Genomic DNA, 14248 nt, shown 5'->3' on the forward strand with positions numbered 1-14248 from the left:
ATCCCCTTCGGTTATTTTGAAATTTTCACTGATGCGTTCATACCTGGAAGCACTTTGTCAGAAGGGTTTTTAATTGAAATTTTCACAGGTACTTTTTGCGTTACTTTCGTGTAGTTTCCGCTTGTATTTTGTTGGGACAGCAGGTTAAATGTTGAATTTGTCGCATATCCGATTTCTTCAACGTTTCCTTCAAATGTCGCGCCCGGATCACCGTCGACGACGATATCCACTTTGTCCCCTTTTTCAATGTCTTTCACATCTGTTTCCTTAATGTTTGCTGTAATGTAGAGGTGGTCCATGTCAATCGTTTGGGCAAGCGTTTGTCCAGCTTGTACCATTTGTCCGTCTTTTGCTTCATTTTTCACGATCGTTCCGTCCATGATAGACTTTACATCAACCGTTTGTTCACCTTTGATTTTTGCTGTTTTTTCGTCTTTCGTCACTTTTGTTCCTTCATCAATATCCCATCCTGACAGCTTTCCGGAAGCCGGTGCGGTGATTTCCGCCATGTCTCCTGCAACGTGCGCTTCGTCTGTTGTCACGTAGCTCACGCTGTTATAGTAGTAATACGCGCCTCCTGCTATAATGGCAAGCACGATGATAAGTCCGATAATGTTTGTTAAAATTAAACGTCCTTTGCTCATTTTTTATTTTCTCCTTTCGTGTTCCTTCTATTTTTTCATATAACCACAGATCGTTTATTGATCAGCGATTTACACATACCTGCATATTACGTTTCCCAATTTCCGCCCAGAACATTACGGACGTGTACATGAGCTACTTATGTAAAAGTTGCTCAAAACTGAGCAAGAAAAATCGGAAACCGCAACACGCATTTTTACCCCTACACAACAAAACAAAATAGTTAACAAGATTAAATATTAGTTAATGTAATCAAAAATGTCAATAAAATTGTTCAAAAAAATTCATATAAATATTTTCCACGACAAAAAAGCCTCTGAAAACAGAGGCCTGACTTGTTTCTATTACGTATACTGGTGCTGTTCTTCATTGCTGAAAAAGCTCTTCAGCGCTTGAAACACATCCGCTTTTTGCTTTAAAATATAATACTTAAATTTTTCATTTTTTATATTTTTATAGGCTGACATCAATGTTGAATGCCTGTTGTACTGATTGACTTCGCCATAGCAAAACAAATTCGCTTTTTCCATGATTTCGCCGACGAGCTTGACGCAGCGTACATTGTCAGACGTTAAATTGTCCCCGTCGGAAAAATGAAACGGATAAATATTATAGCGGGTCGGATGGTATTTTTCCTCGATCAGCTCGAGCGATTTTCTGTAGACGGATGAGCAGATCGTCCCCCCGCTTTCCCCTTTTGAAAAGAAATCTTCTTCAGAAACGACTTTCGCTTCCGTATGATGGGCGATAAATTCGATTTCGACAGTTTCATACTTTGTCCGCAAAAAGCGTGTCATCCAAAAGAAAAAGCTGCGCGCCATATATTTTTCCCAGACGCCCATCGAGCCGCTCGTATCCATCATCGCCAGCACGACAGCCTTCGATTCCGGTTTTACGGAATCATTCCATGTTTTGAATTTCAAATCCTCCGGAAAGATCGGATAAAACGACGGTTTTCCGGTCATCGCGTTGCGCTTGAACGCCGAAAGCATCGTCCTTTTTTTATCGATGTTGCCGGTCAGTCCGGTTTTGCGGATATCGTTAAACTCAATGTCTTCAACGACGATGTCATCGCGCTCTTTCCGCTCTAAATTCGGCAGCTCCATCTCGCTGAAGAGCGCCTCTTCCAGATCCATCAGCGACACTTCCGCTTCATAATAATCCTCACCGGCCTGATCGCCCGCTCCCCGGCCTTTTCCGGCGCCGCTCCTTTTATCAGCGCCGTCTCTCGCCACGATATCTCCGACTTGACTGTCCCCGTCTCCCTGTCCGGCATGTTTATTTTTGTCGTAGTTGTAGCGGATTTTGTACTCATCCAATGACCGAATCGGAATTTTGACGACATCCTTGCCGTTGGACATGATGATGCTTTCTTCTGTAATTAAGTCAGGCAGATTGTTTTTTATCGCATCCTGCACCTTTTTCTGATGGCGCTGTTGGTCATCATACCCTTTTCGATGGAGGGACCAGTCTTCCTGAGAAATAATAAAATGGCCGTTGTCTTTATGGGACATGAATTCCCCTCCTTATTGATAAATCCGAAAAGCCAATCGCTGTAAAACAAGTCTTAAAAAATGTTTATTTTTATCCTATGCAGGATGCTGATGACGCTTGACAAACATTTGTGAAAATGGGACAAAAGAGCCCGCCCTTTCCGGACGGGTCTTGATTTACCGGTTTAACAAGCTTCCTACGTATTTCAGCAGCTCGTTGGCGCTCGTCGAGTTATAGCCGTGTTCATCGATGAGCCGCGCGACAACCTCGTTGATCTTTTTGAGCTGCTGTTCATCAGGCGTTTTTGTCGACGTCGTGATTTTAACAACGTCCTTCAAGTCTGCAAACAGCTTTTTCTGAATGGCCTCCCGCAGGCGTTCGTGCGAATTGTAGTCAAACCGCTTCCCTTTTCTCGCATAGGCGGAAATTCGGATAAGGATTTCTTCACGAAAGGCTTTTTTGGCATTTTCGCTGATTCCGATCTGCTCTTCGATCGATCTCATCAGCTTTTCGTCAGGATTCATTTCCTCGCCTGTCAGCGGGTCGCGCAGCTTGATTTTATTGCAGTAAGCCTCGACATTGTCGAGATAATTGTCCATAAGGGTTTTAGCCGACTCCTCATACGAATAGACAAACGCTTTTTGCACTTCTTTTTTCGCCATCTCGTCGTACTCTTTTCTCGCTGCCGAAATAAAGTTCAAATAACGCTCGCGGTTTTCAGAAGATATCGAAGGATGCTGATCAAGCCCTTCCTTTAAAGAGCGAAGGACATCGAGGGCGTTGATCGATTCCATGTTTTTGCGGATGATCGTCGAGGAGATTCTGTTGATGACATACCGCGGATCTATGCCGCTCATGCCTTCGTCATTGTATTCTTTTTTCAAATCCTCGACATCGGACGAGTTGTAGCCTTCAACGCTTTCTCCGTCATACAGCCTCATTTTTTTAACAAGATCAATGTCAGAACGCTTCGGTTCTTTCAGCCTCGTTAAAATGGAAAACATCGCAGCGACCTTCAGCGTGTGCGGGGCGATGTGCACGTCGGCCACATCGCTTTCGGCGATCATTTTCTCATAGATCCGCTCTTCTTCAGATACCTTGAGGTTATAAGGGATCGGCATGACGATAATGCGCGAATGGAGCGCTTCATTTTTCTTATTGGCGATAAATGAGCGGTACTCGGTTTCGTTCGTATGGGCGACGATCAATTCATCGGCCGAAATCAAGGCGAACCGGCCGGCTTTAAAATTCCCTTCCTGCGTCAGGGACAACAGATGCCAGAGAAATTTCTCATCGCATTTCAGCATTTCCTGAAATTCCATCATTCCCCTGTTCGCCTTGTTCAATTCCCCATCAAAGCGGTATGCGCGCGGGTCGGATTCTGATCCGTATTCGGCAATCGTCGAAAAATCAATGCTTCCGGTCAAATCGGCAATATCCTGCGACTTCGGATCAGAGGGGCTGAACGTTCCGATCCCCGTCCGTTTATCTTCGGAAAAAAAGATTCTTTCAATCTTTACATCTTCGATTCTTCCGCCGTAATCCTGCTGAAGGCGCATCATGTTCAACGGCGAGAGGTTTCCTTGGATACGAATGCCGTATTCCTGATAAAAATCCTCACGCAAATGCTGCGGAATGAGATGAAGCGGATCTTCATGCATCGGGCAGCCTTTAATCGCATAGACGGCTCCTTCATCCGTCAATGAATAGGCTTCAAGTCCTCTTTTCAGCATCGTCACAAGCGTCGATTTCCCGCCGCTGACCGGTCCCATCAAAAGCAATATTCTCTTTCTGACATCAAGCCGTTTTGCGGCCGGATGAAAATATTCTTCAACAAGACGTTCCAAAGGCTCCTCAAGTCCAAACAGCTCTTTGTCAAAAAAACGGTATACTTTTTTTCCGTCTTTTTCTTCTATGCCGCTGTTTTTTATCATATTGTAAACACGGGAATGAGCAGATTGAGCGACAATCGGATTTTCTTTGACGATTTCCAAGTAATCACCGAAGGTTCCTTCCCATTTCAGACGCTGCTCTTCCTCTCTATACTGTTCAATCTTTTTTAATATATCCATAAGAACCTCCTATATGATGATTGATGCAAGGTGAAAAGTGAATCACTGTTACATTCAATCTATGCGGAGATGTCCCTTTCGATGCTTTTTTAGGTTGAATTTGAAATGCACTTCCTCTAATTGACAAGGACGGAACAAACCGGTCATAATAAAAGCAGATAAGCCCGGATCGCAGGCTGCACGCGGACCGGCTGAATACACCGCATGCGAATAGACAACAAGGGACAAACGGATGGAGAGGGGGATTTGATGAAAACGCTGATTATGATGGGGGTCATCCTCACGTTTCTCGTATCCATTTTCACCGCCGGGTATGAAAGCAAACCCGGAAAGAAACACTAAAAAGAAAAAGGATGGCTCGGGTATCCGGCCATCCTTTTTCTTTATCATAACATAACACTGTTTTATTATATTTGTCGATTCTCTTTTACCTCGGCCTTATCGGAAACGTGATAATCGCTGTTGTATTCAACGGTTTCAATCCGGCAGCCGGGTCCTATGCGGACGCGGTTTCCTCTGACGATCCCGGCCGAAGTATTCTCCAGGTAAATATCGTCTCCCTCGATGACTTTTGCTGATAAAAAACCGCTGTTTTTTTTAAACAGTCCCCGTTTGTTTCTCACCTTGATGGCCGTGCCGCCGATTTCGCCAACCGAACTCTCCCCGAACCGCAGGGCGACGTCAACCTCGCCTGCGTTAAGGAGACCGTCTATTTCAAGGTTTCCGTTTAATGTAAAACGCTCTGCTTCACAATCGCCTTTAACAGCAACGGTCCCTTTAATGTCGCACTCATCTCCCGTTAAGTTTCCGCCGACCGTAAGAATGCCCTTCACGGCCGTTTCGCTGATGTCGGCATTGCCGGAAATCTCAGCCGTACCGTAAATTTTCGCTTTATCTGCTTTCAGCCGCCCGGCGACTTCCGCCTCGCCGTATATATGCAATGATTGCACTTTCGCATCCCCGGAAAGGACGCTTGTGCCGTAGCAGCGAAACTTCGCGCAGTCAAGACCTGCCCCGATCGTTCCTTCGCCTTTGATGACGACGTTGTGATAGGTGCCTCCGGCTGCACTCCCGGACCCGTTGATTTTTAAATTGTTTCCCTCCATATCGCATACCCTCCGCTAGATGTTTTGACTGTCTCCGACTTTTGCCGATTTCGCCTGCCTGAACTCTTCTTTATATTCGACAAGCCCGATGTCGCAGTTTTCGCCGATGATAACCGTATTGCCGCGGACGATTTTCGCCGTTGTATTCGCGAGCTCAATATGATCCCCTTCAATCAATTCGGCAGTCAGCGCCGGGCCGGGGAGAAACGGCTTTAATAATGAAAGAAACTTTGACCGGTGGGCCGTGCAGCGTATCCGCCGGCCGCCGATTTCCTTCGCCCTGCTTTCGCCCCCGTGGATTTTGATCTCAACCTGTTCAGCGTTCAAAAGTCCGTCGATCGTAAAACAGCCTTCTGCCGTAAAATGTTCCACTTCACAGTCTTTGCCGATTGAAGCCTTTCCCCGGATGATCAGGTCGTCGCCTTTTACATGACCTGATAAAGACGCATGTCCGGCGATCTTTACTTTATCGGCATCTACATCCCCTTCGATCTTGGCCGAGCCGTCGATCCGCACGGATGAAGCAGCAATGCCGCCATGAACGCTTGCACGGCCGCTGATTTTCACGGTTTCTGCTTTCACATGTCCTTTCATCGTCCCCGCTCCGTTGCAGGAAAACTGTTTGCACTCGACATCTCCATTGATCGTTCCTTTTCCGTTTAGCTCGACCGTCTGAAACGTGCCTCCGCCCGAGCTTCCAAATCCGTTTATCGTTAAGCTGTCCATCGCTTTTCCTCCATTACACCAATTTTGTCTTCAATTCTTCCCCGGCTTCTGCGAGGCTGATAGTTGCAACCACTTTCACCGCCTGTTCAAAGACGACTTCTCCCTCGGCAATAAAGCATGTGGCAATGCCGAGCTTCCTCAGCACGATCAGTCTGCCGCGTTCCGGGCGTGCCCCGGAGAGCATCACCTCAAGTACCATTTTCCCTTCCTCAAGACTGATGTCTCCCGATTGAAGCAATCCTTCCAGCACATATAGCGCAAGCACATCCTCCAGTCGAAATGAGTCATCCCGTTTATCAGCATTCTCTTCAAAAAATGACATGACAGGCTCTGATATCAGCCCTTTTTCAAGCAGATCGCTGCGGCTGATCTCCAGTTGATCGAGCTTTGGAGAAAACATTTCCGCCATTTCATCAAGAGACAGATTCTCTTTCATGCTTTGAATTTTTTTGATTCTTTTCAGTATGTCTTCTTTCGGAAAAAACGTTTCCTGACCGGTAAAGGTAGATTTTCGAATAAACCAGTCCTCGGGTATTAAATTTTTCCGTTTCCATCTGTACAGCTGCCCGTAGGAAATCGACGTTGCATCAAGCAGCTCTTTTTTTGAAATTAAATCTTCCCGGTCCATTTGCTTCACTCCTTCCGATTCATTGTAACATAACACTGTTACGTTTTAAACAAAAAAAACCGCCCCCCTTCATTTATGGGGGACGGAAATGTCATCCATTACGTTAAATCTCTGTAGTTTTGCTGCCGAAGCGCCTCATACACAAGGATTGCGGCCGTATTTGACAAATTCAATGATCTGACGTGCTCGGTCATCGGCAAACGCAGGCAGCGGTCCATGTTTTGTTCGATCAGATCTTTCGGAAGCCCGTTCGTTTCTCTGCCGAATACGAAAAAATAATCCTCAGTTTGATCTGAATAGTCGAATGATGTGTGCGGTTTTTGACCGAACTTTGTAATAAAGAAAAATTTCCCTTCTGGATGAGCCTCAAACAGCTCTTCCAATGAGTCATGATAAACGATATTGACGAACTCCCAGTAGTCAAGTCCTGCGCGCTTAAGCATTTTATCATCTGTTGAAAAGCCGAGCGGCCTGATCAAATGAAGAGTTGTGTCTGTTGCTGCACAAGTTCGTGCGATATTTCCTGTATTCGCAGGAATTTCGGGTTGATATAATACGACATGCAATGCCAAAATGTTCACCTCTGTTTTTCTGAATCCGTGTTTATTATACCACTCATTACGCTTTTGTCGTATCATCTGCAATATGAAAAAACGCATAACGGATCGACGGGGTGTACGCGGGGGAATCTTCGTATGACCAGTATCTCATCCGGCAGTCATGGGTCTGGGCGTTTACAAGCGGCATGTTGCCTTTATCCTTCGCGGTCACGATCGCCACGTGGTCAAACCTTCCGTCACCGTTGAAATCGTAGCAGATGACATCGCCTTCCGTCAGCTCTTCGGCAGCGCCCGCTTGAATTGCGCGGAGACCTGTCTTTGACCGCTTCAAAAATGTTCTGAGCGAATGGGCGACGGTCCAGCTGTAGCTCCACGAATGATTCTGCATCCACCAGCCTGCGCCTCTGTTCGGATAGCCGCGCATCGGCGCATCTCCGGCGCGGATGCATTGGGAGATAAAATTTGTGCAATTGTCTTCAAAATTTTTATAAGCCGAATTCCGCTTATTCCAAAACGTTTCGGCGTAGCGGACGGCAGACAGCCTGTCATAGGTGAACGCCCGCCCCAATAGTTCGCGCTTTTCGGCATCGGCGCAGTACTCATCATCAGAAATCGGCTGAACGGACGGACGGGGAATTTCCGTATCCTTGACCACCATCTGGTCATATAAAAGAGCGGTCCGTTTTTCGATTTGTTCTTCCATATACATATCATCCCCATCTTTGCACAAGTATGCCGTATGGGATTGATAATTGACATGCGCCGTTCCGTCATCTTCAAGCCAATGATCTTTGATCGCCGTCTTCATCCTGGCTTTGACGATTTTGACGCCGCGTTTTTCAAAGAGCTTCTTTTTCCGTTCAATGACTTCGGCATCACCGGCGTCACGCCAGCTTCGCTGATCATTGCCGTTGATTAAATAGTCCAGCCTTGCCTTCAACAGCTGTTCGATAATCTCTTTCAAAGGCTACACCACCATATGTTTGATGATCGAAAAATACCCGCCTTCCAAAACGGAAGAACAAGCGGTTTTTCGCTCCTGCTACAAAACATATGTCAGGACAGCCCTCATTTAGTCATGGCGGTTTCTGTTAAAAGCTGAATGCCTTTTTGAATTTCCGCTTTTGCTTCGTCATCCTCTTCGCGGGACAGCGCTTTTTCAAGCTCCTCAAGCATATCCGCTTCCCCGATCTTTCCGATAGCCCATGCTGCAGTTCCCCTGATGACAGGACGCGGATCTTGATGCATAAGAGAAATGAGCTCAGGCAGTGCGCCCGTTTCCTTAAAGTGGGCCAGAGCGATGATCGCGTTTCGCTGAATCGGTTTTTTCCCCCTCCAGGAACCTGCGATATGGCCGAATTTTTCTTTGAACTCGCGGTTCGAGATCGTAAGCAGAGGCTTTAAAAGCGGCTTGGCAATCTCCGGATCGGGCTCCATTTCAGGGTGAAGGTGAAAGTCCACGCCTTTGTTTTTCGGGCAAACCATCTGGCACGTATCACATCCGTAGATCCGGTTGCCGATTTTCGTGCGGAACTCATCGGGCAGAAAACCTTTCGTCTGCGTCTGGAAAGAGATGCAGCGCTGGGAGTTGAGCTGTCCGGGATTGACAAGCGCACCGGTCGGGCAAGCTTCAATGCATTTGTTGCATGAACCGCATTGATCCTCTATTCTCTCATCAGGTTCAAACGGTATATTGGTAATCATCTCTGCCAAATAAACGTATGAGCCGAACTCGGGGGTGATGATCATACAGTTTTTTCCGCTCCAGCCGATGCCGGCCCGTTCGGCGACAGCCCGGTCTGAAAGCTCGCCCGTATCAACCATCGATTTCGTTCTGACATCTTCATGCTGGGACTGCAAAAATTCTTCGAGCTGATCAAGCTTTTCCCGCAACACATGGTGGTAGTCTTTTCCCCAGGAAGCTCTGCAAAAAATGCCCCTCCGTTCCCCTTTTACGCTCCTTGGCGCATTTTTCATCTTTGAAGGGTATGCGAGCGCAATTGCGATGATCGATTTCGCCTTCGGCAATAGGAGCTTTGGATTTGTCCGCTTTTCAAGATCAGGCTCTTCAAATCCGGACTCATATCCAAGCTTTCTGTTTTCGATTAAACGCTCTTTTAACGTTTCGAATGTATCAGCGCTGGCAAAGCGTATTTTGTCGATTCCGATTTGCTGCGCGAATTCAATCACATCTGCTTTAAGCTGTTTCACGTTCATAACGGATAAACCTCCTTTCTTTGTTTTGATTTTCAGACGCTGTATAATACAAGTGTACCATGACGAAGGGAGTTAAAGTCTGAAATGGAAATCAACCTGCAAATCGCCCCCGCTGTTTTAGAGCGCGTCCCCTCCTTTAAGGTCGGCGCTGTTTTATATAAAGGAATTGAAATCGCAGACTCGCCGCAAATGCTAAAAGGCCGGCTGCGCCTGTTTCAGGAATCGCTGTTTTTTGATTATGCCGACAGGGATCTCTCCGATGAGCCGGCAATCAAAGAATGGCAGGAGACCGTTGCCTTGATTGACCCGTCGAATACCGGCCTGCAAACAAGCCTTGAACGGCTGCTGACGGACATCAAGCACCAGCGATACATACCATCCGCCGATTCGGCATCGGATTTAAGCCGTTTTTTCTCGCTTAAATATTCGGTTCCGATTCATATTTATGACGCCCGGATGCTAAAAGGGCCGATCCGTATCGAGATCGGCGGAAATGAAGAGATCCTCCATGTTTCCGGCGAATCCAGAACGTTCGGATCCCTTTCAGATCAGATCAACCGCTGCCCCGTCAAGCCGGGGACGAAGGATGCCCTCCAGCTCGTTTTTTTCAGGCCTTCCACCTCAAAAGACGAAGCAATCCGGCTGCTAAAAGCTTTGACAAAAATGTTTGAACAGATTCACGGCGGAGAACATATATCCGCTGTCATTCCTTAACACCTGCTTTCTGGAAGCAGGTTTTTTTCATACATGAAAAAACGCAATGCTTCGTTTAATCTGAGAAACGAAACACTGCGTTATAAACAGTATGTATGGAGCGGGTGATGGGAATCGAACCCACGACATCAGCTTGGAAGGCTGAGGTTTTACCACTAAACTACACCCGCGCAGTCTATTCAAAACCGTTCATCGTTTTGACTTTTATAATGTTACACGTTTATTAAATTTTCGTCAAGGGGATATTAAAAATTTGTCGAAAAAAAGCGCCGGAAAAATCGGCGCCTTTTTTCATTATCGTGCTTTTTACCAGCTCGATTTTTTCACTCCCGGAATTTGTCCTTTGTGAGCCAATTCCCGAAACGCAATCCGCGACATGTTGAATGTTCTCATATATCCTCTCGGCCTTCCTGTCAGCTCGCAGCGGTTATGCAGCCTTGATGGCGCTGAATCGCGCGGAAGCCGGCTGAGCGCCCTGTAGTCGCCTTTTTCTTTCAGTTCTTTTCTGATGGCCGAGTATCGTTCTACAAGTTGTTGCCGTTTCTTTTCCTTGGCGATTTTCGATTTTTTCGCCACTTTTTATCCTCCTTTGATAAATCGTAATAATTACGTTTTGACTATATCATACATCCCCTTATGCCCGCAAATAAAAAAGCCTGCATAAAGCAAGCCTGATGAGTTATCATTTCTTTTTTTTCCCGTAAAAAAAGGATATGACAGCCGCTATGATAAAGATGCCGATAAATAGTCCGAACATAATGAAGAAAAAATTCGGCTTCACCTTCAGCGAAAAAGACGACTCGCTCTCCATCACAATAGACAGACTGTTAAACAAAATACCGGTATTCGTTTGACTTGAAAAAAGGTGGTAGAACAAAAGCGCAGCAGCTACCATCGGAAATGCCAGGAAGCTTGAGAAACTGGCAAATATGAGTCCCTGCTTTAAAGAATTTGCATTCATGATGATTTCCCTCCAATTCCCCTGATCATCAGCTGTTTCATTATCGATTTTCCATCCCCCATAAACGGAAGCAAATAGAGCATATGCAGAGCATAGGTCGCAAAGAACAGGAGTATGCCCGCTGACACCATGTTTTCCCGCAGGCAAAGGATCGTAAACAGCACGCCGGCCACCCCCAAAATCCCCGGAACGAGCGGACCGAGCACCGTTATCCAAATCATTTTTTTCCTGTACGGAGAAACCGCCGGCCTGACAAATTTTACGGACATCATGTCAGCCGCCAAAAATCCATCCGGCCCCTGTTTTCCGACGAACCTCCTGTGAACGGTTCCATGCACCGTCTCATGCAGCACCGTTCCCGAAATTAATCCGGCATAGATGATAGAAAAATAAACGGCGATGTTGACAATCGACCGATCCGGCACCGCAATATAAGCTGCAATCGACAGTACCAAAAAGATAAACCAGAATAAAATGATTTTCCTTGAAATAATATGAAGGCATGTTATGTAAAGAAACAAAAATGAATCAGAACGGCCTGAAAACCTTTCCCTGTAGCCGGGGCGGTACTGACTCAAAAACTGTTGGAGAAACCCGCCATATTTCCAATTGATCAGATACCGGCGGTTAAGTCCTGTCAACAATTCGTGCAAATCTTTTTGTAGTACCGATTCGCTGATGCGAAAAACATCCGCAAGGCCGGCTGCAATCTCCGCTTCATCCTTTTTTCCGTCGATTTCTTGCAGCATGCGGTAAGCTGTCGGATTGATCGGAAAATCGGCGCCCAGGTCATGATCTGAAATGTATTTTTCATTAAGCGTCACATGCTCCGGAAAATAGGGGATTTTTTTCACCGCAAAATATGTTTTCAGCATATTAATGATCATAATGGTACCTCCATTTAAACCCGCCGTGCAAGAGCAGGATTAACAACAGTTCCAGAAACGGGACGAAAAACAACAAGCCATGCCCCAAAATCTTATCGATTACGTAATTTCCTATAAAAAACAGCGGAATCAAAAAGAGAAGGAGCATCCCGAACGAGAAGATTCCCATATACGGATTATTTCGGTCAAGCGGAAACATGATGCCTGCTAAATAAAAGACCGCAATCGAATTGAGAAGGACGGCCATCGTCTTCCAAAAGACCGCGAAGCTGTCCGGAAAGGTCCAAGTCAACAGGGAAAACGTGCATAGCTGAACAAGCCCCAGCGCACACAAGCCGAGATATTTCGACCATAAAACCGTTGTCATTTTCAGATGAAGCGCCTTGTACACCGGCATCATCCGCTTATCATTGCCAAAGGAATTGAAGGCCACGATTCCGGTCACGCCGCCAAGAACGATGTAGCTCTCCCCGGTAAACCCGAGCTGGAATTTGTATTTTAAAAAGCAAAATGCCAAAAGCAGAAAAATGAAGTTCAGCACGTTTTCCTCGTTCCTGGCCTGTGATTTGATTTCTTTCACCGTCAACGCCAACGATTTTGCCGACGGGATTTTCAAAAACGAAAACAGCTTAGACGATTTTTTTTCGGTGAGGATCGGCACAAGATTCAGCGACAAAAAAGAGGCCGATACGGCGGCTGCCATCACGGTCAAAACCGCTGCGGCACCAAAGCCCGCTTCCTGACCGTTCAAAAGCTGAAACACCGGTACTGCAAAATACGTCAGGTTGTAATCAAAGGACAGATAGGCGTTTTGTATCCTTTCCACATCAAAGCTGGACAGACCGTAATACACGGCCAGCGCGATGAGCGCAAACAGCGAAAAAAATTTTTGCAGCGGAAAGCCGAATGCTAAAATGACGATGTACGCAAGGTTGTAAACAAGATGTAAAATTGAGAAGAAAAAAATGATTTGCACAAACAGCGCCGCAAAAAACGCAGCCGTAAATCGAATTCCTACACCACTGGCAATAAAATTTGGCACGAGCAAAATAAACATGATAAATAAGACCAGGCACGCAACTGCTCCGGCAAATGGAATATAATAGCCGAGGCTTCTCTGAAAGGGCGTCAGCGGAAACCAGCTCAGCTGCATCGAGAAACTGTTCTGCTCAGGCGTCCGTACCGTGAACAAAATAAAGAAGACAAACGTAAAAATCGAAGCGTTCATCAGCATTGAAATGACGAACAATCCGAGCGGGCCCTTGTCGCCGTTTAAAAACGAGCTTAAAAACATCCCGGTGAAGCTGTATCCGACCATGGCTCCTACCCCGATTGCCACAAGGAGAAAGGATAAGGCCAGCATTTTTTTCGTACCGGTGTTTAACAGCTTGTGTATTTCCTTTTGCCACATTTTTAGCATCATCTTAGAAATTTCGAATGATTTGATCAAAATGCGCACCCCTATCACTCAGCATCGAAGCTTTTAAAAACACTTCTTCAAGCGAATCGCTGTTATATTTAAGCTTTAATTCGCCCACTTTTCCTTCATCCATTTTGACTCCTTTTGAAAGGATGGCGATTTTATCGCACAGCTCTTCAGCTGAAAGCATATCGTGCGTCGACAGCAGAATCGATCCCCGGGTTGCGGCATAACGCTTCATCAGTTTTTTCGTGTTGATGACCGCTTCAATATCAAGCCCCCGAAACGGTTCGTCCATAATGACAAACTCGCTGTCCAGCATAAAAGCCGAAATCAGCTGCGTCTTTTTTTTCATTCCGTGGGAATACGTTTCAATCGGCTCGTGCAGAGCCTCCTCCATGTCATAGAGTTCAATTAATTGTTTCCTCCTTTTCTTTGGGGTACAATGATACATTGAGGAAACAAAATCTATATATTCGGCAGCGGAAAGGGCTTCCGGCAGCAGCAGGTCATCGGGAACATAAGCGAGCTTTTGCTTAAATTCGGCCGTCTCGTTCGGCAGACCGTCCAAAAGAATGGTTCCTTCACTGGGCTTGATGATGCCCAAAATTGAATTGATGATAGACGTTTTCCCAGAACCGTTCGGACCTGCTATCGCGACAATTTGATTTCTATCAATCTTTATATGAAACCCGCTTACGGCAGTCACATTGTTTTTATATGTTTTAGACAGGTGATCGATTGTAAACATAATGCCTCCAGGGTAATGTAGATGGTAGAGGACTTAACCGCCCCCCACAGACGGTTAAGCCCCTGTTATG

General features: G+C 46.1%; 14 protein-coding genes, 1 tRNA gene and 1 pseudogene. 1 reads left to right on the top strand and 15 read right to left on the bottom strand.

Annotated elements, in window-relative coordinates; translation table 11 throughout:
• Positions 1 to 11: 11 nt before the first annotated feature.
• From AB447_RS17690 to queG, 9 genes and pseudogenes are all read right to left on the bottom strand, one after another.
• A pseudogene (locus tag AB447_RS17690) lies at positions 12 to 664 on the bottom strand (HlyD family secretion protein); the annotation flags it as partial.
• A 322-nt stretch (positions 665 to 986) separates the two neighbouring features.
• Positions 987 to 2156, bottom strand: coding sequence for a sporulation protein YhbH (gene yhbH, locus AB447_RS17695; RefSeq protein WP_048353501.1), 1170 nt, complete (start codon positions 2154 to 2156; stop codon positions 987 to 989).
• Positions 2157 to 2312: 156 nt separating this feature from the next.
• Complete coding sequence (gene prkA, locus AB447_RS17700) at positions 2313 to 4208, bottom strand: serine/threonine protein kinase PrkA (RefSeq protein WP_048353502.1); 1896 nt, start codon at positions 4206 to 4208, stop codon at positions 2313 to 2315.
• A gap of 407 nt (positions 4209 to 4615) precedes the next feature.
• Positions 4616 to 5314 (bottom strand): hypothetical protein, encoded by a 699-nt coding sequence (locus AB447_RS17705; protein ID WP_048353503.1) that lies wholly within the window; start codon positions 5312 to 5314, stop codon positions 4616 to 4618.
• Positions 5315 to 5329: 15 nt separating this feature from the next.
• Complete coding sequence (locus AB447_RS17710; RefSeq protein ID WP_048353504.1) at positions 5330 to 6040, bottom strand: polymer-forming cytoskeletal protein; 711 nt, start codon at positions 6038 to 6040, stop codon at positions 5330 to 5332.
• A 13-nt stretch (positions 6041 to 6053) separates the two neighbouring features.
• Positions 6054 to 6668 carry a YhbD family protein gene (locus AB447_RS17715; protein ID WP_048407188.1) on the bottom strand — a complete coding sequence of 205 codons (615 nt, stop codon included), beginning with the start codon at positions 6666 to 6668 and terminating at the stop codon, positions 6054 to 6056.
• Between the two features lie 98 nt (positions 6669 to 6766).
• A complete protein-coding gene (gene trmL / locus AB447_RS17720; protein WP_096892067.1) occupies positions 6767 to 7249 on the bottom strand; it encodes a tRNA (uridine(34)/cytosine(34)/5-carboxymethylaminomethyluridine(34)-2'-O)-methyltransferase TrmL in 483 nt (160 codons plus the stop codon).
• 37 nt (positions 7250 to 7286) lie between these two features.
• Entirely contained in the window at positions 7287 to 8192 is a 906-nt protein-coding gene (locus AB447_RS17725; RefSeq protein ID WP_048407189.1) for an amidase domain-containing protein, read from the bottom strand.
• A gap of 104 nt (positions 8193 to 8296) precedes the next feature.
• A complete protein-coding gene (gene queG / locus AB447_RS17730) occupies positions 8297 to 9445 on the bottom strand; it encodes a tRNA epoxyqueuosine(34) reductase QueG (protein WP_057957679.1) in 1149 nt (382 codons plus the stop codon).
• A gap of 90 nt (positions 9446 to 9535) precedes the next feature.
• Between queG and AB447_RS17735 the strand changes: the two genes are divergently transcribed.
• Positions 9536 to 10159 carry a B3/B4 domain-containing protein gene (locus AB447_RS17735; protein WP_411801447.1) on the top strand — a complete coding sequence of 208 codons (624 nt, stop codon included), beginning with the start codon at positions 9536 to 9538 and terminating at the stop codon, positions 10157 to 10159.
• Positions 10160 to 10255: 96 nt separating this feature from the next.
• On the opposite strand, the gene AB447_RS17740 is transcribed toward AB447_RS17735, so the two are convergent.
• The 6 genes from AB447_RS17740 to AB447_RS17765 form a co-directional block, all read right to left on the bottom strand.
• A tRNA-Gly gene (locus AB447_RS17740) sits at positions 10256 to 10329 on the bottom strand.
• Between the two features lie 136 nt (positions 10330 to 10465).
• A complete protein-coding gene (rpsN, locus tag AB447_RS17745) occupies positions 10466 to 10735 on the bottom strand; it encodes a 30S ribosomal protein S14 (RefSeq protein ID WP_048356090.1) in 270 nt (89 codons plus the stop codon).
• A 106-nt stretch (positions 10736 to 10841) separates the two neighbouring features.
• Complete coding sequence (locus AB447_RS17750; protein WP_057957680.1) at positions 10842 to 11120, bottom strand: hypothetical protein; 279 nt, start codon at positions 11118 to 11120, stop codon at positions 10842 to 10844.
• On the bottom strand, positions 11117 to 12007 hold the full coding sequence (locus AB447_RS17755; protein ID WP_048356089.1) for a PqqD family protein: 891 nt from the start codon (positions 12005 to 12007) through the stop codon (positions 11117 to 11119). Before AB447_RS17755 ends, AB447_RS17750 begins: the two co-directional genes overlap by 4 nt.
• A complete protein-coding gene (locus tag AB447_RS17760; RefSeq protein ID WP_053071290.1) occupies positions 11997 to 13466 on the bottom strand; it encodes a hypothetical protein in 1470 nt (489 codons plus the stop codon). The genes AB447_RS17755 and AB447_RS17760 overlap by 11 nt, the downstream gene beginning before the upstream one ends.
• Positions 13432 to 14178, bottom strand: a complete 747-nt coding sequence (locus AB447_RS17765; RefSeq protein WP_048407191.1) for an ABC transporter ATP-binding protein — start codon at positions 14176 to 14178, stop codon at positions 13432 to 13434. Before AB447_RS17765 ends, AB447_RS17760 begins: the two co-directional genes overlap by 35 nt.
• Positions 14179 to 14248: the final 70 nt, after the last annotated feature.

Source organism: Bacillus glycinifermentans, from assembly GCF_001042475.2.
Lineage (GTDB): Bacteria > Bacillota > Bacilli > Bacillales > Bacillaceae > Bacillus > Bacillus glycinifermentans.